Annotated in this window: 24 protein-coding genes; 12 read left to right on the top strand and 12 right to left on the bottom strand. The window is 69.9% G+C overall.

Annotated elements, in window-relative coordinates:
* Positions 1-134 precede the first annotated feature (134 nt).
* The 8 genes from V5F61_RS07875 (at position 135) to V5F61_RS07840 (ending at position 10,162) form a co-directional block, all read left to right on the top strand.
* Entirely contained in the window at positions 135-1,697 is a 1,563-nt protein-coding gene (locus V5F61_RS07875; protein ID WP_393988936.1) for a glycosyl transferase family protein, read from the top strand.
* Between the two features lie 354 nt (positions 1,698-2,051).
* Positions 2,052-4,295 (top strand): TonB-dependent receptor, encoded by a 2,244-nt coding sequence (locus V5F61_RS07870; RefSeq protein WP_393988935.1) that lies wholly within the window; start codon positions 2,052-2,054, stop codon positions 4,293-4,295.
* A gap of 60 nt (positions 4,296-4,355) precedes the next feature.
* The gene (locus V5F61_RS07865; protein ID WP_393988934.1) at positions 4,356-5,042 is read left to right on the top strand and encodes a Fe2+-dependent dioxygenase; all 687 of its coding nucleotides are present in this window, start codon (positions 4,356-4,358) and stop codon (positions 5,040-5,042) included.
* 41 nt (positions 5,043-5,083) lie between these two features.
* Entirely contained in the window at positions 5,084-5,710 is a 627-nt protein-coding gene (locus V5F61_RS07860) for a tetratricopeptide repeat protein (protein WP_394104023.1), read from the top strand.
* A gap of 1 nt (position 5,711) precedes the next feature.
* Complete coding sequence (locus V5F61_RS07855) at positions 5,712-6,782, top strand: alpha-hydroxy acid oxidase (RefSeq protein ID WP_393988932.1); 1,071 nt, start codon at positions 5,712-5,714, stop codon at positions 6,780-6,782.
* A gap of 218 nt (positions 6,783-7,000) precedes the next feature.
* A complete protein-coding gene (locus tag V5F61_RS07850) occupies positions 7,001-8,221 on the top strand; it encodes an efflux RND transporter periplasmic adaptor subunit (protein WP_393988931.1) in 1,221 nt (406 codons plus the stop codon).
* Between the two features lie 38 nt (positions 8,222-8,259).
* Positions 8,260-9,486, top strand: a complete 1,227-nt coding sequence (locus V5F61_RS07845) for an ABC transporter permease (protein ID WP_393988930.1) — start codon at positions 8,260-8,262, stop codon at positions 9,484-9,486.
* A complete protein-coding gene (locus tag V5F61_RS07840; RefSeq protein WP_393988929.1) occupies positions 9,479-10,162 on the top strand; it encodes an ABC transporter ATP-binding protein in 684 nt (227 codons plus the stop codon). The genes V5F61_RS07845 and V5F61_RS07840 overlap by 8 nt, the downstream gene beginning before the upstream one ends.
* A gap of 207 nt (positions 10,163-10,369) precedes the next feature.
* On the opposite strand, the gene V5F61_RS07835 is transcribed toward V5F61_RS07840, so the two are convergent.
* Positions 10,370-10,768 (bottom strand): hypothetical protein, encoded by a 399-nt coding sequence (locus tag V5F61_RS07835; RefSeq protein WP_393988928.1) that lies wholly within the window; start codon positions 10,766-10,768, stop codon positions 10,370-10,372.
* A gap of 48 nt (positions 10,769-10,816) precedes the next feature.
* Between V5F61_RS07835 and V5F61_RS07830 the strand changes: the two genes are divergently transcribed.
* The 3 genes from V5F61_RS07830 (at position 10,817) to V5F61_RS07820 (ending at position 12,693) form a co-directional block, all read left to right on the top strand.
* Positions 10,817-11,056, top strand: a complete 240-nt coding sequence (locus tag V5F61_RS07830; RefSeq protein ID WP_393988927.1) for a (2Fe-2S) ferredoxin domain-containing protein — start codon at positions 10,817-10,819, stop codon at positions 11,054-11,056.
* Positions 11,057-11,067: 11 nt separating this feature from the next.
* Positions 11,068-11,637 carry a PadR family transcriptional regulator gene (locus V5F61_RS07825; RefSeq protein WP_393988926.1) on the top strand — a complete coding sequence of 190 codons (570 nt, stop codon included), beginning with the start codon at positions 11,068-11,070 and terminating at the stop codon, positions 11,635-11,637.
* Between the two features lie 288 nt (positions 11,638-11,925).
* A complete protein-coding gene (locus V5F61_RS07820) occupies positions 11,926-12,693 on the top strand; it encodes a siderophore-interacting protein (protein WP_393988925.1) in 768 nt (255 codons plus the stop codon).
* 98 nt (positions 12,694-12,791) lie between these two features.
* Here the strand turns inward: V5F61_RS07820 and V5F61_RS07815 are convergent, their stop codons facing one another.
* Together V5F61_RS07815 and V5F61_RS07810 are read right to left on the bottom strand one after the other, a co-directional pair.
* A complete protein-coding gene (locus V5F61_RS07815) occupies positions 12,792-13,604 on the bottom strand; it encodes a transporter (RefSeq protein WP_393988924.1) in 813 nt (270 codons plus the stop codon).
* 206 nt (positions 13,605-13,810) lie between these two features.
* Positions 13,811-15,517 carry a sigma 54-interacting transcriptional regulator gene (locus V5F61_RS07810; RefSeq protein ID WP_393988923.1) on the bottom strand — a complete coding sequence of 569 codons (1,707 nt, stop codon included), beginning with the start codon at positions 15,515-15,517 and terminating at the stop codon, positions 13,811-13,813.
* A gap of 258 nt (positions 15,518-15,775) precedes the next feature.
* Here V5F61_RS07810 and V5F61_RS07805 point away from each other — a divergent pair, with 258 nt between their 5' ends.
* Positions 15,776-16,675: a LysR substrate-binding domain-containing protein gene (locus V5F61_RS07805; RefSeq protein WP_393988922.1), complete on the top strand. Its 900-nt coding sequence runs from the start codon at positions 15,776-15,778 to the stop codon at positions 16,673-16,675.
* Between the two features lie 6 nt (positions 16,676-16,681).
* Here the strand turns inward: V5F61_RS07805 and V5F61_RS07800 are convergent, their stop codons facing one another.
* The 9 genes from V5F61_RS07800 to V5F61_RS07760 all read right to left on the bottom strand — a co-directional run bounded on the left by V5F61_RS07800 (position 16,682) and on the right by V5F61_RS07760 (position 24,048).
* Positions 16,682-17,002: a 2Fe-2S iron-sulfur cluster-binding protein gene (locus V5F61_RS07800; protein WP_393988921.1), complete on the bottom strand. Its 321-nt coding sequence runs from the start codon at positions 17,000-17,002 to the stop codon at positions 16,682-16,684.
* A gap of 115 nt (positions 17,003-17,117) precedes the next feature.
* Positions 17,118-18,176 (bottom strand): 4-hydroxy-2-oxovalerate aldolase, encoded by a 1,059-nt coding sequence (gene dmpG / locus V5F61_RS07795; RefSeq protein ID WP_393988920.1) that lies wholly within the window; start codon positions 18,174-18,176, stop codon positions 17,118-17,120.
* Positions 18,176-19,090 (bottom strand): acetaldehyde dehydrogenase (acetylating), encoded by a 915-nt coding sequence (locus tag V5F61_RS07790; protein ID WP_393988919.1) that lies wholly within the window; start codon positions 19,088-19,090, stop codon positions 18,176-18,178. The genes dmpG and V5F61_RS07790 overlap by 1 nt, the downstream gene beginning before the upstream one ends.
* Positions 19,087-19,323: a tautomerase family protein gene (locus V5F61_RS07785; protein WP_393988918.1), complete on the bottom strand. Its 237-nt coding sequence runs from the start codon at positions 19,321-19,323 to the stop codon at positions 19,087-19,089. The genes V5F61_RS07790 and V5F61_RS07785 overlap by 4 nt, the downstream gene beginning before the upstream one ends.
* A 33-nt stretch (positions 19,324-19,356) precedes the next feature.
* Positions 19,357-20,160, bottom strand: a complete 804-nt coding sequence (gene dmpH / locus V5F61_RS07780; protein ID WP_393988917.1) for a 2-oxo-3-hexenedioate decarboxylase — start codon at positions 20,158-20,160, stop codon at positions 19,357-19,359.
* Positions 20,157-20,954: a 2-oxopent-4-enoate hydratase gene (gene dmpE, locus V5F61_RS07775; protein WP_393988916.1), complete on the bottom strand. Its 798-nt coding sequence runs from the start codon at positions 20,952-20,954 to the stop codon at positions 20,157-20,159. Before dmpE ends, dmpH begins: the two co-directional genes overlap by 4 nt.
* A gap of 7 nt (positions 20,955-20,961) precedes the next feature.
* Complete coding sequence (locus tag V5F61_RS07770; protein ID WP_393988915.1) at positions 20,962-22,473, bottom strand: 2-hydroxymuconic semialdehyde dehydrogenase; 1,512 nt, start codon at positions 22,471-22,473, stop codon at positions 20,962-20,964.
* A 154-nt stretch (positions 22,474-22,627) separates the two neighbouring features.
* Positions 22,628-23,689, bottom strand: a complete 1,062-nt coding sequence (locus V5F61_RS07765; RefSeq protein ID WP_393988914.1) for an NADH:ubiquinone reductase (Na(+)-transporting) subunit F — start codon at positions 23,687-23,689, stop codon at positions 22,628-22,630.
* Entirely contained in the window at positions 23,686-24,048 is a 363-nt protein-coding gene (locus V5F61_RS07760; RefSeq protein WP_393988913.1) for a phenol hydroxylase subunit P4, read from the bottom strand. The genes V5F61_RS07765 and V5F61_RS07760 overlap by 4 nt, the downstream gene beginning before the upstream one ends.
* Position 24,049: the final 1 nt, after the last annotated feature.

The raw sequence follows: 24,049 nt of genomic DNA, 5'->3' as shown, positions 1-24,049 counted from the left end.
ATAAGTCTAATTCAGATCTCGACAATCCATGTGCATATTGCATAACGCAACGTTATCCCCCGTAACATCTCCCCTTCTCGAAAGGGCGATGGCGAATACAATAGGACAGAGTTTCTGCCCCAATGGAGTTTGCCATGCCTGACCCGGAGCGCGACCTGCCCCACGCGCCGCACCGGGGGGAAGAGATGCCCGCGCCCGACCGGCTCGGCCGCGGGCGCCTGCTCGTGACCCTTGATGCCCTCCTGGCCACCCGCAGCGTCACCGCGGCCGCGCGCCAGCTCGGCGTGCAGCCTTCCGGCGTCAGCCGCGTCCTCGCGGAGCTGCGGCTGCTGCTGGACGATCCGCTGTTGATCCGCTCCGGGCGCGGCCTCATTCCCTCGCCGAAGGCCGAGGCGCTGCGGCCGCGGGTCGCCGCCGTCGTCGCCGAGATCCACGGAGTGTTCGACGGCGTGCCCGACGCGGCGGGGCCTGCCCCCCGCCTCGACGACCGCTTCAACCGGCCGCTCGCCCATCCGGTGGCGCCACTCGCGGTGCAGACGGCCGATCTCTCGCAGGAAGCCCCGGCGCCCCGGCGCGACCGCCGTCCCCGCGAGAGCGATGAGCAGCCCCTCGCCGCCCCCCTGCTGCGGCTGGCGGACGCCATCTGCGCCGTGGGGCCGAAGCACAAGAAGCAGGGCGGCACCCTCGAAACGGCCGTGTCCGAGGACGCCATGGACATCATCCTGGGCGGAGAGGCCGACCCGGTGCAGATCGGCGCCCTGTTCGGCATCCTGCAGCTGCGGGGCGTGACGGCGGCGGAGCTTGCCGGCTTCGTCGCAGCGGCGCGCCGGCACGTGAAGGCGCGTTTCGATCCGGGCCGGGGGTTCTCGGTGGATCTCGACTGGCCATGCTACCTCTCGCCCAAGGCGGTCCGCCCGCCATGGTTCTTCCATGCCGCACGCCTCCTCGCGCAGGCGGGGCACAAGGTGGTTCTGCACGGCAATTGCGGCAGCGGCGCCGTCTCCGGCCGCAACGGCCTCGCGGCGGCGACGCTGGACGTTCCGGTCTGCGCCACTGCGGCCCAGGCCCGCGCGGCGGTGGCGACGCAGGGCATCGCCTATATCCCCCTGCCCGATCTCTCGCCGCAGCTGTTCCGCCTGCTGGCCCTGCACGGGCTCACGGGAAGCCGTTCCCCGGTCAACGACCTCGTGCACCTGCTGTGCCCCGTGCCGGCGCGGGCAAGCCTGCTGGGCGTCAGCAAGCCGTCCTACCGGGAGATCCACCGTGACGTCGCGACCATCCTGGGGCAGCAGCACCTCGGCATCATCGAGAGCACGCGCGACGTAGCCGAGCTGAACCCATTCCGCGCCACCACCATCATGCGCCTCGCCGCCGGCATGCCAGCGGACGCCTTCATGCCCAGCGAGCCGGAGCCCCGCGCCCTGGGACGCACCGGAATCACCAGCATGGAGCACTGGCGGGGCGTGTGGACCGGCGAGGCGAGCGACCCCCGCGCCGAGCGCATCATCATTGCCACCGCAGCAGCCGCGCTGATGACGCTGGGCGGCGACCCCAAGGCTGCCTTCGCGCCGTTCCGGGCGGAAGCCGAGATTCTCTGGCGGGGCCGCAATGCGGGCGGCGCGGCCACGCCCCGGACTCAGCGCACGGGGATGGACGGCCAATGTGGCGCCACGGCAACACCTTGCCGCCCGAGCTGACGCGTCGCCGGACTGCGATCCGCCACCGGACCGGCGGCCCTCGCGCAGAATGTTGTTTATGAAGCTTTTTTGAACCCGCGCGCGGCACGTACCTCTGTCGGCGGCCTGTGGCGCGCGGGCGCGCACGCACTCCATCCTGCGCGGCAGGGTAGCGAAACGAGCCCCAATTTCCGTGCGCCCGACGAAATTTAGAACGAGTTCAAATCATTGCGATTGATTGGCATTTTCGCCTTGGCAAATATCCGCCCCGACTTCTCTTCCTTGGGTAAGCCGGAAGTATTTCAGACGTATTATTGGGAGACGTTGATGCCTCACCTTGGTGCAGGGCGGTGCCTGAGGCCGCAGATTTCAGACATGGCGACCGCAGCGGGCGCGCTTCTCGGCCTGACGGTCCTTCCGGCCTCCGCCGTCGCGCAGAGCGCCTCCACGCCGGCCGCGCCGCAGGGCGGGAACGACACGGAGACCGTCGCCCTCGACACCGTGGAGGTGAACGCGCGGGCCAATGAATCCAACACCAATCTCGCCCCCCTCGGCATCTCGCGGCTTCCCTCCACCGTGCAGGAGATGCCGCAGACCGTCACCGTGGTGCCGCAGGAGCTGATCCAGCAGCAGCAGATCACGACCCTGCAGCAGGCGCTGCAGAACGTGCCCGGCGTCACCATGTCCACCGGCGAGGGCAACGGCGGCGCCAACGGCGACCAGTTCCGCATCCGCGGCCTGCCGGCGCGCGGCGACATCTATTCCGACGGACTGCGCGACTTCGGCGTCTACACGCGCGACACCTTCGACACCGAGAGCGTCGAGGTCATCATGGGGCCGAACGGCGAGGCCTTCGGCGTCGGCAATGCGGGCGGCCTCATCAACCAGAGCACCAAGCGCGCGCATATGGGCAGCGTCACCAGCATCGACCAGCAGATCGGCTCGGGGATGCTCTACCGCACGACCATCGACAGCAATTTCGAGATCGACAAGACCACGGCGATCCGCCTTAACGGCGTCTACAACAAGCAGGACATCGCCGACCGCGACAACGTCTATTCCGACCGCACCGGTTTTGCCGCCAACCTCGGCTTCGGCATCGGCACCGACACCAACTGGTTCGTCAACTACATGTACCTGCACGGCAGCAACATGCCGGACATGGGCACGCCTTTCCTGCAGGGACGCGACGGCATCTACCGGCCCATCACCGACTTCGGGCTGCCGCAGATCGACGCCTCCACCTCCTACGTGCGCAACTTCAACCACGACATCACCGACGTGAACGTGGTGACCTCCAATTTCTCGAAGGAAGTGAACAGCTGGTTCACCTTCAACAACGACACGCGGCTCGCCATCTATGACCGCGATTTCAACGCCACCAACCCGGCCGCCTGCACCGGCACCTGCGCCGCCACCCTCCTCGCCGGCGGCAACTATCGCCTGAGCTATGGCGCGGGCGGCGGCATGGCCTACCTGCAGACCGGCTGGGGCTTCCAGAACGTGGCGAGCGGCCGCCTCGAGTTCGAGGTGGCAGGATTCAAGAACAAGGCCATCGTCGGCCTCGACACGGTCTACCAGGAAGACCAGCGCCATCAGCTGACGGCGGTGAACCGCGTCAACAACCAGATGATCGTGAACCCGACCTTCGGGTATCCGCAGACCTACTTCTACTACAACGGCTACAACGCGCGCCTCGCCAACGCCACCGACATCGGCCTGTTCGCCAGCGACCGCTTCTGGTTCACCGAGCAGGTGTCGCTGCAGGCCGGCCTGCGCTGGGATTACTTCAACAGCGAGTTCAACGGCGTCGCCTCCAGCATCCAGGGCAGCGCGACGGCGCGCGAGCTGAGCCCGTCGGTGAGCCTCATCTACGAGCCGACCAAGGACTACACCGTCTACGCCTCCTTCTCGCGCACCTACCGCCCGCTCGGCACCGACATCGGCGCCGCCGTGGGCGGTGTCGCCTCGGAAGTGCCCGCCGGCTCCGACGTGAACGAGCCCGAGCGCTCCGATCTCTATGAACTGGGCGTCAAGGCGAATTTCCTGGATGGCCGCCTCGGCGCCACCGCCGCCGTTTTCCGGGTGGACAAGACCAACTCCTACACGGTCGATCCCTCCACCGGCGACTACGAGCCGGGCTTCTCGGACGCCGGCCTCGGCCTGCGCGTCTCCGGTGTCCAGCTCGGGCTGAATGGGCGCATCACCCGGCAGTGGACCGTCAACGCCGGCTATTCCTATCTCGACGGCGAGGTCACCTATTCCCAGACCCTCTCCCAGATCGGCAACACCGCGCCCGACGTGCCGCCGAACAACTTCAGCTTCTGGACCAGCTACGATCTCGAATCCCTGGTCCACCAGGGCACGAAGCTCATGGTCGGCGGCGGCGCGCGCTATGCCTCGGCCTATTGGTCGGACGCAGGCAACCTGGCCGAGGTGCCGGAGACCTTCTCCCTCGACGCGATGATCTCGCTCGAAAGCCTCGACAAGAAGTGGCGGCTGGCCCTCAACGCCTACAACCTCACCGACCACCTCAACTACGCCTCGTCGTTCAACACCGCGCGCGTCGTGCCCACCTCCGGGCGGACCTTCCTCGTGAACCTTGGCACCACCTTCTGAAAATGCCCCCCGCGCCCGCCCGGCGCGGGGGCTTCCCCGCCTTTTTTCGAGCCCGCCGCCATGCTGCTGACCATTCCCGACATCCTCACGCCCGACGAGTTGCGCCACATCCAGGCCGAGTTCGAAGGGGCAGGCTGGATCGACGGGCGGCGGACGGCGGGCGACCTCGCGGCGAAGGCCAAGAGCAACGCCCAGCTGCCCGTGGAAAGCCCGCTCGCCCTGTCCCTCGGGGAGCTGGTGCTGCGGGCGCTAGCGCGCAGCGCCACCTACAATTCGGCGGTGCTGCCGCTGCGCATCCTGCCGCCCATGTTCAACCGTTATGATGAGGGCATGGCATTCGGCCTTCACACCGACAACGCCATCCGCGCCATCCCCGGCACCAACGGCTTCCGCATGCGCGCGGACGTCTCCTCCACCCTGTTCCTGTCGCCGCCGGAGGACTACGAGGGCGGCGAGCTCATGATCGAGGACACCTACGGCACCCAGGCGGTGAAGCTGCCCGCCGGCCACCTCGTGCTCTATCCCGCGTCGAGCCTGCACCAGGTGGCGCCCGTCACGCGCGGGAGCCGGCGGGCCGCCTTCTTCTGGGCCCAGTCCATGGTGCGCGACGACGGCCAGCGGGCCATGCTCTACGATCTCGACGTGGCCATCATCGGCCTGCGCCGCCGCATCGGCGACGACGACCCGGCCGTGCACGGGCTCGTCAATCACTATCACAACCTCCTGCGGCGCTGGGCCGAGCTGTGACGCCCCCGCCCGCCGCCGGCGCCCCGGCCCGCAAGCCCACCATGGACGAAGTGCACCTCGCCCTCGGCCAGATGTGCCTGGACCGCGGTGACGGCGCCCACGCCCTGGACTGGTTCCGCGCCGCCGCCCGCGCGGGAAACGCCTGCGCCTTCAACATGATCGGCCGCTGCCACGAGCGCGGCTGGGGCACCGCGCCCGCCCCTGCGGCGGCGGCCCCCTATTTCCGCCGGGCCGCCGCCATGGGCGATGGCTGGGCTCTGTTCAACCTCGCGGACCTGCACGCGCGCGGCCGGGGGGTCGCGCACGACGACCACGCCGCCTACGCGCTCTACCTGGAAGCGGCGCGCCGGGGCATCGGCCGCGCCTACAACATGCTGGGCCTGTTCCACGAAGCCGGCCGCGCGGTGCCCGCCGACCGGGAGAAGGCGGCGGACTTCTTCCGCGCCGGCGGCGGGATCGGCGATTGCTGGGCCGCCTTCAACCTCGGTCGCCTGCTGCTGGAGGATGGCGCGGGGGATGCCGCCTTGCCCTGGCTCGAACGGGCGCTGGAGACCGGCTTTCCCCATTTCCACCAGGCCATGGCCGAGGCCATCGGCGAGCAGGACGACCCCCGCCTCGCCGCCCTGGCCCGCCGGGCCGCCGCGCGCGCCGCCGGCCGGAGGGCGTGAGATGACGGTGCCGCCCGACTGCGTCAGCCTGCCGGACTACGAGCGGCACTTCGCCGGCCGCGTCGACCCGGCCGTGCGCGCCTATGTGGACGGAGCCGCAGCCGACGGCATCACCCAGGCGCGCAACCGCGCGGCGCTCGATGCGCTCTGCCTGCTGCCCCGCCTGCTGCGGGACATGCGCGGGGCGAGCGCCGCCATCGACCTTTTCGGGCAGCGCCTCGCCCATCCCATCATCGCCGCCCCCACCGCCTACCATCGCCTCGTCCACCCCGAGGGTGAGCTCGCCTCGGCGCGGGCCTGCGGCCTCACGGGCACGCCGTTCGTGGCGAGCACCCTGGCGAGCACGCCGATCGAGGCCATCGCCGCGGCGACCGCCGGCCCCCTCTGGTTCCAGCTTTACGCCCAGCCCCGCTGGGACGACACGCTGGCCCTGGCGCGGCGCGCGGAAGCGGTCGGCTGCACCGCGCTGATGCTGACCGCCGATGCGCCCGTGAGCGGCATCCGCAACATGGAGCAGCGCGCCGGCTTCCGGCTTCCGGAGGGGATTCACGCGGTCCACCTGCCGCCCGCGCCCGCATCCGCGCCCCCGGCGGCCGGCAGCCCCGTGTTCCAGGGCATGCTCGATGCCGCACCCGGTTGGGAGAGCGTGGAGCGGCTGTGCCGGGAAACGCCGCTGCCGGTGGTGCTCAAGGGCGTGCTCGCGCCAGACGATGCCGCGCACGCCATCGAGGCCGGATGCCGGGGCATCGTGGTTTCCAACCACGGCGGGCGGGTGCTCGACACCGTTCCCGCCGCCATCGAGATGCTGCCGGAAGTGGCCGCGCGCGTCGGCGGGCGGGTGCCGCTGCTTGTCGATGGCGGCATCCGCCGGGGCACCGACATCGTGAAGGCGCTGGCCCTGGGCGCGGCGGCGGTGATGATCGGGCGGCCGGTTCTGCACGCCCTCGCGGTGGGTGGCCTGCCCGGCGTCGCCCACATGCTCACCGTGCTGCAGACCGAGCTTGAGGCCGCCATGGCGCTGACGGGCTGCCGACGGGTGGCGGACATCGGCGCCGGCCTGATCCGGGGCTGACCCTTCGGCATCGGGGCCGGCGGGCCGGCCGCGTTGATCCCGCGCAATGCCGGTGCGCGGGCGCAAGGTAGAGCTGGAGTTCCACATCCGCCCGGCGGGCGCCATGCGGGCCCATGCCGCTCTGGTCCGGCGGGAACCGGCGGTCTACACCTGAGCCGGTAGCCGACGCTATCCATGCCCGAGAGCCGAACGTGACATCTCCAGTACCGAAACCGGGTTTGCGCGGCCGCCTCGCCCTCCTTTGGGCGCATCGCTGGTTCGTCCTCGCGGCCCTGGCGCTGGCGGCGCTGGGCGCGTGGCAGGCGGCGCGCGCCATCCTCGGGCCCGCGGTGGTGGTCGAGCAGGTGGAGCGCGGCGACCTCGTCCAGACCGTGGTGGCGAGCGGCCATGTGGAGACGCCCTACCGGGTCGAGATCGGCGCCCAGATCACCGGCATGGTGGGCGACGTGCTGGTGGAGGAAGGGCAGAGCGTCACCCGCGGCCAGCCCCTGATCTCCATCGAGCGGGAGGAGCTGAACGCCATCCTCGTGCAGGCCCAGGGCGCGGTGGCGCAGGCCGAGGCGCGCCTGCGCCAGCTCACCGAGCTGACGCTGCCGGTGGCGAAGGAGAACCTCGCCCAGGCCCAGGCCCTGCTGAAGAACGCCCAGGCCACCTATGACCGCACCTCGGAGCTGGCGAGCCACGGCAACGCCACCCGCGCCGCCCTCGACGACGCCCAGCGCGCGCTCGACCAAGCCCGCGCGCAGGTGAACGCCGCCCAGTTCCAGGTCTTCACCGCCAGCCCCGGCGGCAGCGACCAGGTGGTGGCCCAGACCCAGCTCGACCAGGCCAACGCCACCCTGGAGGCCGCCCGCTCGCGCCTCGCCTATGCCACCATCACCGCCCCGCGCGACGGGGTGCTTATCTCCCGCAGCGTGGAGCGGGGCACCATCGTGCAGCCGGGGCGCACGCTGCTGGTGCTCGCCCCCGCCGGCGACACCCAGCTCGTGGTGGACGTGGACGAGCGCAACCTCGGCGTGATCGCCCTGGGCCAGCCGGCCCTCGCCTCGGCCGACGCCTATCCCAGCCAGCGCTTCGCCGCGAAGGTCACCTACATCAACCCCGGCGTGGACATCACCCGCGCCACGGTGCAGGTGAAGCTCACGGTGCCCGATCCCCCCGCCTACCTGCGGCAGGACATGACCGTCTCCGTGGACATCGAGACCGCGCGGCGCTCCGGCGTGCTGGTGTTGCCGCGGCGGGCGGTGCGGGACCTCCAGTCCGGCCAGCCGTGGGTGCTCGCCATCCGCGATGGGCGGGCCTACCATCAGACGGTGCAGGTGGGGCTCGCCGGCAGCATGCGCCTGGAGATCACCGAGGGGCTGAAGGCCGGCGATCTCGCCATCCCCGAAGGCGCCGGCATCGCCGCCGGGCAGCGGGTGCGGCCGGTGCTGCCATGAGCCATCAACCATGAAGCCAAGATCATGAGCCCGCGATCATGAACCGGCTGCTGCCGTTCGAATGGGTGGTGGCCATCCGCTTCCTGCGCGAGGGGCGGATGCAGACCCTCTTCATCCTCGTCGGCATCGCCATCGGGGTCGGCGTCATCGTGTTCATGACCGCCATGCTGGCGGGGCTGGAGCAGAACTTCCTGAAGCGCGTGCTCACCTCCCAGCCCCACGTGCAGCTGCTGCCGCCGGACCAGATCGCCCGCCCGCTGCGCGACGCGCCCGGCGTACTGGAGGACCCGGTGGTGCAGCGGCCGAGCCAGCGCATCATCTCCATCGACCAGTGGCGCAAAATCATCGATGCCGCGCGGGCCATGCCGCAGGTGCTGGAGGTCTCCCCCACCGCCGCCGGCTCGGTGCTCGCCGCGCGCGGGGACGCGAGCCGCTCCGTCACCATGAGCGGCGTGGAACCGGACACCTATTTCCGCATCGTGCGGGTACCGGATTATATCGTCGCCGGCCAGCCGCGCCTCACCAGCGAGGACATCATCGTCGGCACCGAGCTGGCGAAGGACCTCGGCGCCGGCGTCGGCGACAAGCTGAACCTGCGCGCCGCCAGCGGGGCGACCCGCGTCCTCACCATCTCCGGCCTCGTGGACCTCGGCAACAAGAGCGCGAACCAGCGCACCACCTTCGTGGCCCTGCGCACCGCGCAGTCGCTGCTCGGCATCATCGGCGGGGCCACCACCATCGACATCACCGTGCGCGACATCTACGCCGCCGAGGCGGTGGCGCAGGAGATCGGCGCCTCCCAGCGGGTGGAGGCGGACAGCTGGATCAAGACCAACGCCCAGTTCTTCACTGCCGTGCAGGCGCAGAAGAACACCAATCTGCTCATCCGCGTGTTCGTCGGGCTCTCGGTGGCGTTCGGCATCGCGGCGGTGCTGGTGGTGTCGGTGATCCAGCGCTCGAAGGACATCGGCATCCTGCGCGCCATGGGCACGCGGCGCGGGCAGGTGCTGGCGGTATTCCTGCTCCAGGGCGGGGTGCTGGGCTTCCTCGGCTCGCTCGCCGGCTCGGCCCTGGGGGCGGGCGCGCTCGTCTACTGGCACAGCCTCGCCCGGCAGGCGGACGGCTCGGAGCTGTTCCCCCTCATCCTGGAGCACAGCCTTTTCATCGAGACCGCGCTGCTGGCGACATTGACGGGCCTCATCGCCGCGACCATCCCGGCCCTGCGCGCGGCCGACCTCGATCCGGTGGTGGCGATCCGTGGCTGAACCGATCCTGGAGCTCGAGGAGATCCGCAAGTCCTATAACGTGGGGCTGCCTTCGCAGACGGAGGTGCTCCACGGCATCGACCTCTCCCTCGCCCATGGGGAGTTCGTGGCGCTCATCGGCCCGTCCGGCTCCGGCAAGAGCACGCTGCTCAACATCATCGGCCTGCTCGACCGGGCGACCTCCGGCCGCCTCATCATCAAGGGCGCGGAGACGGGCAGCCTGCCGGAGCACGAGATCACCCGGCTGCGCGGCCATTCCATCGGCTTCGTGTTCCAGTACCATCTGCTCATCTCCGCCTTCACGGCGCTCGAGAACGTGATGATGCCCATGCTGGCCGACCGCCGCTTCGCCAGCCCGGAGATCGAGGAACGGGCGCGCGCGCTGCTGGCCGAGGTGGGCCTCTCGGCGGTGGCTGGCAACAGGGCCACCAACCTCTCCGGCGGCCAGCAGCAGCGCGTGGCGGTGGCGCGGGCGCTGGCCATGCGGCCGGACCTCGTGCTCGCCGACGAGCCCACCGGCAACCTCGACACCGCCTCGGCGGACGAGGTCTTCGCGCTCATGCGCCGGGAGAATGCGCGCCACGGCACCACTTTCCTGCTGGTGACCCACAATCTCGACCTCGCCGCCCGCTGCGACCGCATCATCAAGGTGGTGGACGGGCGCATCGCGCCCTGAACCCCAGCCTCCACGTCCATCTTCCGCTCCGCGCATGCCGCCTGGTGGCCTTCCGCCGGTACGCGGCTGCGCGCGCATGACTGGGAGCCTTCGTTATTTCGAATAGTTAAAAATTCGCAATTTTTCCAATGCACCCATTGAGTACGATTTAACTTCGATATATCTAAATCTCATCGAAATGAGATGGAGGCGCGGATGCGCAGTTTTTCAAGAGGACAAGGCCACCACGGCGGTGGCGAGAGCCGTGGTGGACACCATGGCGCGAACACGGGCGGGCACGGCTTCCACGGCGGCCGCCAGCATGCTGGCCATGGGGAGGAACATGATCGCCACCGTCATGGCGGCCACGGCGGAGAGCGCGGCGGGCACGAGAGCGTGGGGCCGGAAGGCCGCGCGCACGGCGGCGGGCGGCCCATGCGGCACGGCCGCAGCGGGCACGGCCTCGCGGGACACGCCGAGCGCGGACATCCCGGCGAACGGGCCGGACATGGGCCGGCGGAGGGCGGGGCCCGGCTGGTGCGGGCGGCACTGGCGCTCTACGAGGCCGCGCGGGAACTTTACGGAGACGAACGCCACCCGGTCGAGGCGCGCGCAGCCCAGCCGCAAGCCCAGGCCCCGGCGCGGATCTGCGTGTGCACGGGCCGCGGCTGCCGCATGCGCTGGGACAGCGCCTCGCTGGTCGAGGACCTGCGGCGGGCGGCGGCGGGCGGGCGAGCCGTGACGGTCACCACCTGCCGCTGCCTCGGCATGTGCGACGAGGGCCCGATCGTGGTGGCCGCGCCGGCCGACGGCTTCGCGGCCTCATCCGGGGCTCCGGCCGAACGGGTCTTCGTGAATGTGGAGAAACGGGCTATTCAGGAGATCATCGAGGCGGCCGGGGGCCGCAGGCAATGAGGTGGGCGTCCGTGTCTCGTTCCAGTTCCGGTCCGCGCGATGAGTCCAGCCGGCATGGCGGCCGAGGCCGGGGCCCCGACGACCACGGCTGGGAGCGCCCCTCGGGCCGCGGCGGCGGGCGGCTGGGACGGCTGTTCGCGCACGGCGACCTGCACCTCCTGGTGCTCTCCATGATCGCGGAGAAGCCGCGCCACGGCTACGAGGTCATCAAGTCCATCGAGGCGCGGGTGAATGGCGCCTACAGCCCCAGCCCCGGCACCATCTACCCCGCCCTCACCCTGCTGGAGGAGCAGGGCTACATCCGGGTGGAGGCGAGCGAAGGCAGCCGCAAGCTCTATGCCGTCACCGGCGAGGGCGAGGCCTACCTCGCCGCCAACCGCGCGCAGGTGGAGCACATGCTGGCGCGCATGGACGAGGTGCGCACCCGGCGCGGCGACGCCCCCGCCCCGGTGGTGCGTGCCATGGAGAACCTGAAGCTCGCCCTGCGCCTGCGCCTGGAGCGCGGCCCCCTTTCCCCCGCCGAGGCCCAGGCCGTCGCCGAGGCGCTGGACGGGGCCGCCGTCGCCGTTGAGCGGAGCTGACATCGTGAAGCCCTGGATCCGCGATCGGCTGCGCGCCCTGGCCTGCGCCAGCAGGCTCGGAACACGCGGCGAGGCCGCCCCGCGCGAGGCCGGGCCCGCGGAGCCCGCCCCGCCCGGCAAGGGGCCCGCCCCGCATCGTCCCCCGGCCCCCGTCCGCCGGCTGGAGCCCGCCTCCTGAAGCCTCCGGCATCCGCCGGGCCGCTTCCCCCTCACCTTCCCAAACCCACGCGCGCCCCACGAGCCGCCCTGCGGCCCGCGCGCCGGCGCGCGCGCGCCATGGAGAATGCCATGTCCAACACCCCGACCCGCCACCAGGCGGAACGCGTCCGCCAGGAACCGAAGCGGCGCACCCTCACCGTCACCGCCGTTCACGACATCACCCCCCGCATGCGGCGTATCGAGCTGACCTCGCCGGAACTCGCGGACTTCGCCAGCCGCGCGCCGGACGATCACATCAAGCTGTTCCTGCCGGACCCCACGGAGCCCTCGGGCGAGGCGATGCGCGACTACACGCCCCGCCGCTTCGATGCTGAACGGCGGCTGCTGACCCTCGACTTCGCCCTGCACGAGGCCGGCCCCGCCACGCGCTGGGCGCAGACGGCGGTGCCGGGCGACCGGCTCGCCATCGGCGGGCCCAAGGGCTCGGTGATCGTCCCCGACGATTTCGACTGGTACCTGCTGGTGGGCGACGAGACCGCCCTGCCCGCCATCGGCCGGCGGATCGAGAGCCTGCGGCCCGGCGTGCCGGTGACAAGCGTCGTCATCGTGGAGAGCGCCGACGACATCCAGCACTTCGACACCGCGGCCCGTCACGAGCCGGTGTGGGTGCTCCGATCCGGACGGACGGGCGAAGATGCCGCCCTTCTGCACGAGGCCCTGGCGCGGTGGCGCACGCCCGAGGGCGAGGGCTATGCCTGGATCGCCGCCGAGGCGCAGGTGGCCCGCGCCGTGAAAGCCTACATGCTGGAGGAGCGCGCCCACCCGAAGGCGTGGCTCAAGGCCTCCGGCTATTGGATTCGGGGCGCGGCGGGCGCCACGGACAAGATGGAGGGATGACGCGGGCCGCCCCGGCCACCGGGACCGGGGGGCACGCGCACGGCGATCAGCGCAATCAGCCCCGGGGCCGAAGCCCCGAGGCGCGGGCTGCGGATGCCTCAGTGGTGCAGCGATGGAAGGGCCGAGAGCGGCACGATGATGTTCGCCCACACCCGCGTGTCGTTGCCGCCGTAATTCTCCTGCCACACGTCGGTCGTCAGCTTCAGCTGCACGTTGACGAGCCCGAAATCATAGCCGACGAGGCCGCCGACCGCGAACTGCCGCTGCCGCGCGTAGCCGGCATAGGGCGCGGTGAGGTCGGTGGAGCCGAAGGCCACGGCACCGATCTCGAACTTGCCGAACTTGTGGGTGGCGGTGAGGTCCACGTTGAACCAGGCCGGCCCGCCATCGAGGCCGTCGCTGCCGGTGCCGTAGACGAAGGTGGACGACAGGTTCCATCCGTCCTTCAGGTAGCTGAGCGCGGCGATCCCCTGGAAAGAGGCAAAATCCCTGCCCACGTCGGTGCTGGTGGGCAGGTAGATACCGGCCTGGAAACCGCCGTAGAAGCCGCCGCCCAGGTCCCATTTCAGCTGGGCATCGAGGATGGCGTTGGCGAAGCCCGAGAACTGCGGACCACCGTGCACGTCCACGTTCACATAAGGCATCACGGTGTCGAGCAGGAGCCGTCCGCCGGCGATGGTCCAGGGCGTGGACCAGATGAGCCAAGCCGGCACCAGGGCCGTCACGTCCTGGCGCGGATCGGAATCGCGCGAGCCGTAGGTGGGGATGGTGATGCTGTAGAGCCCCTCCGGCAGGGGGAAGCCCATGGGAATGCCCGTGGAGATGCCCGGCATCAGCTCCGAGCCCGCCTGGGCGGCGGCGGGAAGCGCCAGGGCCAGCGCCCCGGCAATGAATGTGCGGATGGTCTTCATGTCCTCCCCCAGCGCGCGGTTGTTCCGCAGGCGGGCCGGCTCGGTACCGGCATCGCGCCCCGCATGCGCGTCGGAGGGGAAGCTAGAAAACGGGAACTATGCCGTCTAATACTTGATCGTATGCCGCCTCATACCTTCCAAGGTATGAGGACAGCCAGCCCGCCAGCCTCATCTTCGTTGCAGACACCGAAAGCCACTCGGGAACATCATCCCCGTCCGGGGGCGGCCACGTCCGGCAGCGGTGCGGCTTCCGCGTCCTGCTTGAGGCGGTAGGCGAGCTGGCGGCGGGTGATGCCGAGCAGCGTCGCCGCCTGGGTGAGGTTGCCGCCCGCCCGCGCCACCGCCCGCTCCAGCAGGCACCGCTCGTGGCGGTGCAGGTCGAAGCCCTCGCTCAGCAGCGTGTCGTAGAGCTGCTCGCGCCCGGCCTCGTCACTGCGGCCGAGGGCGCCGCGCCGGTCGATCACCGCGCCCGGCGCGGCGGGCGGCGCGCCACCCGCGAACAGGTGCTCCACCTCGATCTGGCCACCCGCCGGCGCCAGGAGAATGCCGCGCTCCACCAGGTTCTGCAGCTCGCGCACGTTTCCGGGCCAGTCGTGCGCCATGAGGGCCCGCAGGGCGCGGTCGCTCACCCCGCGCACCTGCTTGTGGTAGCTTGGGCCGATCTTCTCGATGAGGGCCGCCACCAGCAGGGGAATGTCCGGCTTGCGCTCGCGCAGGGGCGGGATCACCACCGGATAGGTGGCGAGGCGGTAGTAAAGATCGGCCCGGAAGCGGCCTTCCGCGATGGCGCGGCGCAGGTCCACATTGGTGGCCGCCACCAGCCGCACGTCCACCTTGCGCGCCTCGCTGCCGCCCACGCGCTCCACCTCGCCGGTCTGCAGCACCCGCAGCAGCTTCACCTGCGCGGAGGGGGAGAGATCGCCCACCTCGTCGAGGAAGAGGGTGCCCCCGTCGGCCCGCTCGAAGCGTCCAGGGCGGGACTGCTGGGCGCCGGTGTAGGCGCCCTTCTGCACGCCGAACAGCTCGGCCTCGATCAGCTCGTTGGGCAGGGCCGCGCAATTGACGGCGACGAACGGCTTCTCGGCGCGCGGGCTGTTCTCGTGCAGCCAGTTGGCGAACACCTCCTTGCCGGCGCCGGTCTCGCCCAGCAGCAGCACGGTGATAGGGCTGTTGGCGGCCTTGCTCAGCAGGTCGAAGGCGGCGCGGAAGCCGGGGGAATCACCCACCAGCCGGCCGCGGCTGCACTGCTCCTGGAGGCGTCCGCGCAACTGGGCGAGCTCCTCCTCCATCTGCTTGAGCTGGCCTTCCACATTGTCGGGGCGGAAGTAATCGAGATAGGCATCCTCGCCCCAGGCCTCCGCCGGCTTGCCGACGATGACGCATTTCTCGTCACCCCGGCAGATGCACTTCACCTCCCGGAACACGATGAGCCGCTTGAAGAACTGGGTGGTGTAGCCGGAGGCGTAGCCGACCACGCTCCAGCAGGCCGGCTCCTCGCTCTTGCCGAAGACCTGGAGGTGGGATTCCGCCTCCCACGAGCTTTCGAGCTCCACCTCGCCCTCGAAGCTGCCGCTCTCCCAGTCGATGTCCGCGCGGGTGATGGTCGATCTCACCACCCCCTCCACCGCATGCAGCTCGGGGCCGATGCGGAACACCTCCTCGGGCGCGCCCGCGCCGGTGAGCTTGCGGGCGAGGTCGGCGTCCTGCCGCCCGGCGGCGAAGCCCATGCGCAGCAGCAGCCCCCGCGCCCGGCGCGCGCCCAGCGTGTCGAACAGCTCGCGCCGCAGCGCCCCGAAGGCCTGGGTGTGCAGCAGCAGCATGCGGCTCTCGCCGAGCCAGATGTGGGCGTTGTCCAGGTCGAATCTCAGCCGGGAGCGCAGGTCGAACTGCTCGATCAGCTTGCTCTTCGCCATTCTCGGTTCTCCTCCCCCGCCCTTCCCCAGTTCGGCGCGGCGCGGGTGTGACCCCCGCTTGCCCTCCGTCCGGTTTCGTTGTCCGCGGCGTGCCGCCTTTTTCTAGCACATGCCGCCGAAGCGGCACGGGTGAGGCGGCGCCGGGGCGGCGCGCGGCCGAGGCTATCGGGGGTGGGGAAGTCCCTCCAATATCATTGAATGGGATACATCATACCTTTAAAGTATGGCTGGACGACAAAGACGCGAGCCATTCCGCCCATGGACCTCCGGCACCTGAGATATTTCATCGCCGTGGCCGAGGAGAAGAACATCGGCCGGGCGGCGGCCCGCATGCACATCTCCCAGCCGCCGCTGACGCGCCAGATCCAGCAGTTGGAAGCAGAACTGGGCGTGACCCTCTTCATCCGCACCCCGCGCGGCGTGGAACTGACAGAGGCCGGCGAGCTCTTTCTCGCCGAGGCGCGCAACATCCGCGCCGTGGTGGAGCAGGCCACCGAGCGCACCCAGCGGGCGGGCCAGGGCAAGCTCGGCCGGCTCGACATCGCCATCTTCGGCTCCGCCATCCTCGATGTGATCCCGAAACTGCTGCGCGCCTACAAGGCCGACTTCCCGAACGTGAAAATCGTGCTCCACACCATGAACAAGGGCGAGCAGATCGAAGCCCTGCGCCAGCGCCGCATCGGCATCGGCTTCAACCGCATCCTCAGCCCCACCCCCGGCATCACCGCCGAGCTCGTCACCACCGAGGCGCTGGTGCTCGCGGTCAATGCCGCCCATCCGCTGGCGGCGCGCGAGGTGGTGCCGTTCGAGGCGCTGGCGGGCGAGCCGCTGGTGCTGTTTCCCACCGGCGCACGGCCGAGCTTCGTCGATACGGTGGTCGCCCTGTGCCGCAGCGCCGGCTTCGTGCCCGAGGTGTCGCAGGAGGTGGGCGACGCGGTGACCGGGGTGGCCCTGGTGGCCGGCGGCTTCGGCCTGTGCCTGGTGCCGGAATCCGCCACCGTGCTGGCCTTCCCCGGCGTGGCCTACCGCCCGCTCAGCGGCGTGCCGGCGCCGGCGCGGGTGGACCTGAGCTGCATCTACCGCACCGACGACCAGTCGCCATTGCTTGCCGCCTTCCTGGAGCAGGTGCGCCGGTTCCGCTCCGGCCTCAGGAGCTGAGCGGGCTCACGCCTGCGGCGGGCGCGGCCGGCAGGTGTTCTTGCGCAGGGCACCCACCACCTTCAGCATCAGCGGGCTCTCCGGCCGGATGCGGCAGGCGAGCGCGTGGCGATCCTTCTCCTCCTCCACGCTCACATGCTGGCGGCTCATGGCGCCGGCCTGGTAGCGGCCGTCCAGCACCGCCACCTTGCACACGCCGCAGCCGCCGCCCCGGCAGCCCAGCGGAATGCCCTTGCGGCCGAGGCGCGCCATGCCCGTCAGCACGGTTTCGCTCTCGTCGCAGAGGTAGGTTTCGCCGGTGTCCGCGATATGGATCTCGTGCTTCATGGCGTTCCTCCTGTGTGTTCGTCCTGCGGGCGCATCGGGGCGTTCTCGCCCTCTTCCCGCGCGTCTCGCGGGCCCGGGCGCGCCGGCCCGGGCCTCGACCCCCGAAAGGGCAGGTTCAGGCGGCCGCGTCCTTGATGAGGCCGCGGGCCTTGGCCATGGTCATGGCGGTGTCCAGGATCATGTCCTCCTGGCCGCCGATCATCTTCTGGCGGCCGAGCTCCACCAGGATGTCGCGGGCCGGCACGCCGAAGCGCTCCCCCGCCTTCTTGGCGTGCAGCAGGAAGGTGGAATAGACGCCGGCGAAGCCGAGGGTCAGCGCCTCCCGGTCCACCCGCACCAGATGATCCATCATGGGCACGATGACGTCCTCGGCGAGGTCCATCAGCTTGAAGAGGTCCACCCCGGTCTCGATGCCCATGCGCGCGCACACCGCCGCGAACACCTCCAGCGGCGTGTTGCCGGCCCCGGCGCCGAGGCCCGCCACCGAGCCGTCGATGCGGCTCGCGCCCGCCTCGATGGCGGCGATGGAATTGGCGATGCCCATGCCGAGATTGTGGTGGCCGTGGAAGCCGATCTCGGTGGCTGGATCAAGCACCTCGCGCAGGGCGCGGATGCGCTCGCGCACGTCGTCCGGCAGCATGTAGCCTGCGGAATCCGTCACGTAGACGGTCTGCGCGCCATAGCTTTCCATCAGCTTGCCCTGGCGGGCGATGCCGGCGGGGTCGTTCAGGTGGGCCATCATCAGGAAGCCGGTGGTGTCCATGCCGAGCTTACGGGCGAAGGCGATGTGCTGGGGCGCGGTGTCGGCCTCCGTGCAGTGGGTGGCCACATGCACCGAGCGGGCGCCGGCATCATAGGCGGACTGCAGCTCGCGCATGGTGCCGAGGCCGGGGATGAGCAGCACGGAGACCTTGGCCTGCCTCATGCGCCCGGCCACTGCCGCGATGTATTCCTCGTTGCCGGCCAGGGCGAAGCCGTGCTGCAGCGAGTTGCCGCCGAGGCCCGCGCCGTGGGTGACCTGGAGATAGGGCACGCCGGCATCATCGAGGCCGGTCGCGATCCTCACCATCTGGTCGATGCTGATCTGCTCGCGCTTGGCATGCATGCCGTCGCGCAGGCACATGTCGTGCAGAATGACCTTTCGGCCCTTCAGGCTTTCGGAAGAAGTCGTCATCACGCGGCCTCCACGGCTTTCGGCTTGATGCGCCCGGAGAGGATCTCCTCGGCGAACATCTCAGCGGTTCGGGTGCCGGCGGCGGTCATGATGTCGAGGTTGCCGGCATAGCGGGGCAGGTAGTCGCCGAGGCCGGCGACCTCCATGAAGACGGACACTTTGTTGCCGTCGAAGATCGGCCCGTTCACGAGGCGATAGCCCGGAACATACTTCTGCACCTCGCCGATCATCTTCAGGATGGAGGAGGTGATGCGGGCCTCGTCCGGCGTATCGGCGGTGAGGCAATAGATGGTGTTGCGCATGATCATCGGCGGCTCGGCCGGGTTGATGATGGCGAGCGCCTTGCCCTTCCGCGCTCCGCCCACCTTCTCGATGGCGCTGGAGGTGGTGAAGGTGAACTCGTCGAGATTGGCGCGCGTGCCGGGGCCCACCGATTTCGAGGCGAGGCTCGCCACGATCTCCGCATAGTCCACCGGCTGCACCTGCGACACGGCGGCGACGATGGGAATGGTCGCCTGCCCGGCGCAGGAGATCATATTGACGTTCATCTCCAGCCGGTCCGCGTGCTGGCGCAGGTTCACCGGTGGCACGCACAGCGGGCCGATGGCGGCCGGCGTCAGGTCGATCATGATGACGCCCAGCGCATTGAGCTTGCGGCTGTTTTCCGCGTGCACATAGGCGCTGGTGGCGTCGAACGCGATCTGGATGCCGTCCGCCTCCACGTGGGGCAGCAGGCCGTCCACGCCCTCGGCGGTGGTCTTCAGCCCCAGGTCGCGGGCGCGGGCGAGGCCCTCGGAGGCGGGGTCGATGCCCACCATCCACACCGGCTCCAGCACGGCGCTGCGGCGGATCTTGTAGACGAGGTCGGTGCCGATGTTGCCCGAGCCGATGATGGCGCACCTGATCTTGCTCACGGGTTCTGCTCCTCGAGGCTGGGGTGATGGGCGCCGTTGGCGGCGCCGGCGCGCTGCGCCTGGGTGAGGCCGGCGACGAAGAAGGCGTCCTTGCCGTGCTCGGTGATAAGGATGCGCACGGTCTGCGGATCGCACGGCAGGCTCTCGCTCACCGCCTTGGTGACGGCGGCCGCGACCCGGTGCTTCTGCTCGCTGGTGCGCCCCTCCAGCATGTGCATTTCAATGATGGGCATGGGAAAAGACCTTGCTTGCAACGGGTTGAGACCTCAGTCCACGAACCGCACGCCCACCGAGCCAAGCTCCTGGAGGCGCGCGATCACATGGTCGCCCGCCTTCACGGGGATGGCCTCGGTGATGCCGCCGCTCATGACGAAGCTGCCGGCGGGAAGCGTCTCGCCCAGCTCCGCGAGAATGTTCACGAGCATGGCGATGGCCTCGGCCGGGTGGCCGAGCACGGCGGCGGAGGCGCCCATGGCGGCGATCTCGCCGTTCTTCTCCAGCACCACGCCGAGGGTGCGCAGGTCGAGATCTTCAGCGTAGCGCGCCCGCCCGCCGCCGACGAAGCGGGCGGAGGAGGAATTGTCCGCCACCACGCTTTCGAGATCGAACTTGAACCCGGAAAACCGGGAATCGATGATCTCCAGCGCGGGCAGCACGTAATCGGTGGCCGCGAGCACCTCGGCCGCGGTGCATCCGGGGCCCTTCAGCTCCGCCTTCATGACGAAGGCCACCTCGCACTCGACCCTGGGATGCACGAGGTCGGACAGGGTGATGGCGGAGTTCTCCGGCCGCGCCATGCGGTCCGTGAGGAAGCCGACGGAGGGCACGGAAACCCCCATCTGCCGCATCTTCGCCTTGGAGGTAAGCCCCGCCTTCCAGCCCACCAGACGGTGGCCCTGGGCGATGAAGCGCCGGCGCAGCTCGTTCTGCACCGCATAGCCGTCGGCCATGGTCATGGCCGGGTATTCGTCGGTCAGCTTGGAAATGGCGACGGCCCGCTTCTGCGCGCCCTCGATGCGCTCGGTGAGGCGCACCACGTCCTCCCGCGACAGGGTGATGGAAGCGCTCATGCCGCGGCCTTTCCGGAAAAGCGCACCCGGCAGCTTCCGAGGCCGCCGACGGTGCACACCAGCTCGTCGCCGTCCTCGACCGGGATCAGCGTGGATTGCGAGCCGGAGAGGATCACCTCCCCGGCCTTGAAGGGAATGCCGAGCTCGCCCAGCGTGTTGGCGAGCCAGGCCACGGCATTGGCGGGGGAGCCCTGCACCGCCGCCCCCACGCCGGTGGCGACCACCTCGCCGTTCTTCTCCACCACCATGCCCGCAAGCGTGATGTCGAGCCGGCGCGGATCGCCCTTCGCCTCGCCGAGCACATAGACCCCGCACGAGGCATTGTCGGCCACCGTGTCCTGGATCCTGATGGCCCAGTCGGTGATGCGGGAGTCCACGATCTCGAAGCAGGGGCGCACGTGGTCGGTGGCGCGGATGACGTCCATGGCGGTGATGCCCGGCCCCTTCAGGTCCTCCTTCAGCACGAAGGCGAGCTCCGCCTCCGCCTTGGGCTGGATGAGGCGGGAGAGTTCGACGGTGGCGCCGTCGGCATGCGCCATGGCCGAGGTGAGCATGCCGAAATCCGGCTGGAACACGCCGAGCAGTTCCTGCACCGGCCGGCTGGTGGCGCCGATCTTCTTGCCCACGATGGCCTCGCCGGCTGCGAGGCGCCGCGCCACGAAGCGCTCCTGGATGCGGTAGGCATCGGCGATGGTAAGGCCGGGCGCGCGCGCCAGCAGCGGCGGCACCGGCCGGCGGGCGAGGAAGGCGGCGTACAGTTCGTCGCCGCCGGCATTGATCTCGTCGAGGGTCATGTCGGCCTCACAGCTTCACGCACACGTTGCGCAGCTCGGTGTAGAATTCGAGCGAGTGCACCCCGCCCTCGCGGCCGATGCCAGACTGCTTCGCGCCGCCGAAGGCGGTGCGCAGATCGCGCAGGAACCAGCTGTTCACCCAGGCGATGCCCACCTCGACGCGCGCCGCCACCCGGTGGGCGCGCGCGAGGTTCGAGGTCCAGATGGTGGTGGCGAGGCCATATTCGGTGTCGTTGGCGAGGGCCACCGCCTCCGCCTCGTCGTCGAAGGGGCGGATGTGGCAGCAGGGGCCGAAGATCTCTTCCCTGACCACCGCCGCCGTGTCCGGCAGGCCGGTCCAGATGGTGGGCTCCACCCAGGCGCCCTCGACAAGGCCCGCAGGCACCTGCGGCACGCCTCCGCCGGTGACGACGGTGGCGCCCTCCTCCACCGCCCTCTTGTAATAGGACAGCACCTTGGCGCGGTGCTCGTGGCTGATGAGCGGGCCGTAATCGGCGCTGGGATCATCCGGGCGGCCGAACCGCACCGTCTCGACCCTGGCCTTCAACGCGGCGACGAACCGCTCGAAGATGGGCCGCTCCACATAGACGCGCTCGGTGCCGAGGCACACCTGGCCGGAATTGAGGAAGGACGAGCGGAAGATGCCGTCCACCGCCGCCTCGAAATCGCAGTCGGCGAAGACGATGCCGGCATTCTTGCCGCCCAGCTCGAACGACACGTCGCGCATGCCCTCGGAGGCGGCCTTCATGATGGTGGCGCCGGTGCGCGTCTCGCCGGTGAAGGTGATGGCGTTCACCCCCGGATGGCGGGTGAGGAACTCGCCGGCCGAATCGGGGCCGAAGCCGTGGACGACATTGTAGACGCCCTTGGGCATGCCCACCGCGTTCATCACCTCGCCGAGCAGGGTGGCGGTGTTGGGGGTCTCCTCGGAGGGCTTCACCACCACCGTGTTGCCGCAGGCGAGCGCCGGGCCCACCTTCCAGGTCATGAGCATGAAGGGCGCGTTCCACGGGCACACCACGCCCACCACGCCCTTGGGCACGCGCAGGGCGTAGTTGAGCGCGCCCGCGCCGTCGGGCGTCGCCATCTGGAAGGCTTCCGTGGGCACGTTCTTGATGACGTCGGCGAACACCTTGAAATTGGCGGCGCCGCGCGGAATGAAAGCGTGCGTCATCACGTGGCGCGGCTGGCCGGTGTCGGCCATCTCCGCTTCCACGAAATCCTCGAACCGGCGGGTGATCTCGTCGGCCACGGCATAGAGCAGGCCCACGCGCTGCTCGGTGGAGAGGCGCCCCCATTCGCCGTGGAGCGCGGCGCGGGCGGCGCCGACGGCCGCCTCCACCTCCGCCCGCCCAGCCTCGGCGATGGAGGAGATGACGCGGTTGTCGAGCGGCGAGCGCTTGTCGAAGCGCCGCCCATCGGCGGCCGGAATGAACGCGCCGGCGATGAAATTGTCGATCCGGCGCACACCCGAAGGCGAGGGCAGGTCTTGCGCGCGGCTGATGCTGGAGAGCGCCATGGCTGGTGGAACCTTCTGGAACCTTTCACGGATGGCTTTTCGCCCCGTGACATGAGGGTATGGCGGGCCAGAAATACCGTCTAATACTATTGCGTGGCCCGCATGATATCTGGAAGGTATGGCTCGCGCCGCGCGCGGGCCACGCCCGGCGGTGTCAGATGGCCTTGAACAGCGGGCTGCGCACCTGCTGGGCATCGGCGGCCGAGATGAACCTCTCGGTATAGATGTCGCGCTCGAACAGGCGCCCCTGCATGAGGGCGGCGATGGCGGCCTCGATCATCGCCGGGGGCCCGCACAGATAGGCCTTGTGGCCACGGAAATCGTTGCCGAAATGGGCTTTCGCCGCCTCGTGCACGAACCCGCGGAAGCCGCGCCATTCGGAGCCCGCCGGCTCGTGCGAGAGGGCGGGAACATAAGTGAAATTGGGGTGCCTGCGGGCAAGCTCCAGGAATTCCAGGTGATAATAGAGTTCCTGCCGCGTGCGCTGGCCATAGACGAGCGTGATGGGCTTGTCGAAACCCTCCGCGAGAAGATCGAGGATCATGGCGCGCGGGCTGGAGAGGCCGGAGCCGCCGGCCATGAGGATCACCGGCACGTCCGCCGACTTCTTCACGAAGAAGCGCCCGTAGGGCCCCGTGAGCGTCACCCGGTCGCCCACGCGCAGGGTCTCGTGCACATAGGTGGTCGCCCGTCCGCCGGGGACGCGGCGGATGTTCAGCTCGATCTCGCGCGCATCGGCCGGCGGGCTGGCGATGGAGAAGGCCCGCGTGCCGATGCCCTCGGGTAGCCCCAGGTTGACATATTGCCCCGCCTGGAAGCGCAGGCCGGCCGGGTCGTCGAGGGTGATCCACACCCCCTTGATGGTGGGGGTCAGGTCCTCCATGCGGCTGACGGTACCGGGAAAATCCCGCACCGGCAGGTTCAGCGCGTCCACGTCCTCCTCGATCTCGGCCTCGATCACCAGGTCGCCCTCGGCGCGGGCGCAGCAGGCGAGGCACATGCCCTCCTCGCGCTCGAAATCCATGAGGGCGAAGCTGGAGGCCTCGCCGTGCTCCACCGCGCCGTCCGCCACCTTCACCTTGCAGGTGGCACACAGGCCGTGGCAGCAGGCGTGCGGCAAATAGATGCCGGCTCGGAGCGCGGCATCGAGGATGGTCTGACCTTCCGCGATGGAGATGGTCTGGCCCAGGGGCTCGATAGTGAGGTCGTGGCTCATGCCGCGGCCTCCGCCATCAGCGCGTTGAGCCCCGGCGTGCGCATGCGCAGCTGAGTCTTGTGGGTGATGCCGTTCTCGTCGAGCGTGCGCGCGAAATCGGGCGTGAAGGGCGCGTTGGCCTTCAGCCATTCCACCTTGGACCAGTCGAGCGCGGCCGCATCCGGATCCGGCGCGAGCAAAGCGGAGAGCGGACCCTCCACCAGCTCGCGGAAGGTGCTCTGCAGGGGCACGCAGATGAGGAAGGGCGCGGCGAACAGCAGATGCTGGTCCCAGCTCACATAGACCAGCCGGCGGCCGCCGAAGTTCTGCTCGATGTCGCGCGCAATGCCCACATAGGGCTTCAGGGAGGTGATGGTCATG

This window comes from Xanthobacter sediminis, assembly GCF_043195015.1.
In the GTDB taxonomy this organism is placed as follows: domain Bacteria; phylum Pseudomonadota; class Alphaproteobacteria; order Rhizobiales; family Xanthobacteraceae; genus Xanthobacter.
Note: the sequence above shows the minus strand (reverse complement) of the source record. Positions and strands in the feature narration are given on the sequence as shown.

Bases quoted from the DNA above. Each gene is read 5' to 3' on its own strand.
- V5F61_RS07770 (WP_393988915.1), bottom strand. From the start codon at position 22,473: ATGGCGCTCTCCAGCATCAGCCGCGCGCAAGACCTGCCCTCGCCTTCG.
- V5F61_RS07870 (WP_393988935.1), top strand. From the start codon at position 2,052: ATGGCGACCGCAGCGGGCGCGCTTCTCGGCCTGACGGTCCTTCCGGCC.
- V5F61_RS07805 (WP_393988922.1), top strand. From the start codon at position 15,776: ATGGACCTCCGGCACCTGAGATATTTCATCGCCGTGGCCGAGGAGAAG.
- dmpE (WP_393988916.1), bottom strand. From the start codon at position 20,954: ATGACCCTCGACGAGATCAATGCCGGCGGCGACGAACTGTACGCCGCC.
- V5F61_RS07785 (WP_393988918.1), bottom strand. From the start codon at position 19,323: ATGCCCATCATTGAAATGCACATGCTGGAGGGGCGCACCAGCGAGCAG.
- V5F61_RS07810 (WP_393988923.1), bottom strand. From the start codon at position 15,517: ATGGCGAAGAGCAAGCTGATCGAGCAGTTCGACCTGCGCTCCCGGCTG.
- V5F61_RS07865 (WP_393988934.1), top strand. From the start codon at position 4,356: ATGCTGCTGACCATTCCCGACATCCTCACGCCCGACGAGTTGCGCCAC.
- V5F61_RS07845 (WP_393988930.1), top strand. From the start codon at position 8,260: ATGAACCGGCTGCTGCCGTTCGAATGGGTGGTGGCCATCCGCTTCCTG.
- V5F61_RS07860 (WP_394104023.1), top strand. From the start codon at position 5,084: ATGGACGAAGTGCACCTCGCCCTCGGCCAGATGTGCCTGGACCGCGGT.
- V5F61_RS07820 (WP_393988925.1), top strand. From the start codon at position 11,926: ATGTCCAACACCCCGACCCGCCACCAGGCGGAACGCGTCCGCCAGGAA.
- V5F61_RS07815 (WP_393988924.1), bottom strand. From the start codon at position 13,604: ATGAAGACCATCCGCACATTCATTGCCGGGGCGCTGGCCCTGGCGCTT.
- dmpG (WP_393988920.1), bottom strand. From the start codon at position 18,176: ATGACGACTTCTTCCGAAAGCCTGAAGGGCCGAAAGGTCATTCTGCAC.
- V5F61_RS07800 (WP_393988921.1), bottom strand. From the start codon at position 17,002: ATGAAGCACGAGATCCATATCGCGGACACCGGCGAAACCTACCTCTGC.
- V5F61_RS07855 (WP_393988932.1), top strand. From the start codon at position 5,712: ATGACGGTGCCGCCCGACTGCGTCAGCCTGCCGGACTACGAGCGGCAC.
- V5F61_RS07765 (WP_393988914.1), bottom strand. From the start codon at position 23,689: ATGAGCCACGACCTCACTATCGAGCCCCTGGGCCAGACCATCTCCATC.
- V5F61_RS07875 (WP_393988936.1), top strand. From the start codon at position 135: ATGCCTGACCCGGAGCGCGACCTGCCCCACGCGCCGCACCGGGGGGAA.
- V5F61_RS07830 (WP_393988927.1), top strand. From the start codon at position 10,817: ATGCGCTGGGACAGCGCCTCGCTGGTCGAGGACCTGCGGCGGGCGGCG.
- V5F61_RS07760 (WP_393988913.1), bottom strand. From the start codon at position 24,048: ATGACCATCACCTCCCTGAAGCCCTATGTGGGCATTGCGCGCGACATC.
- dmpH (WP_393988917.1), bottom strand. From the start codon at position 20,160: ATGAGCGCTTCCATCACCCTGTCGCGGGAGGACGTGGTGCGCCTCACC.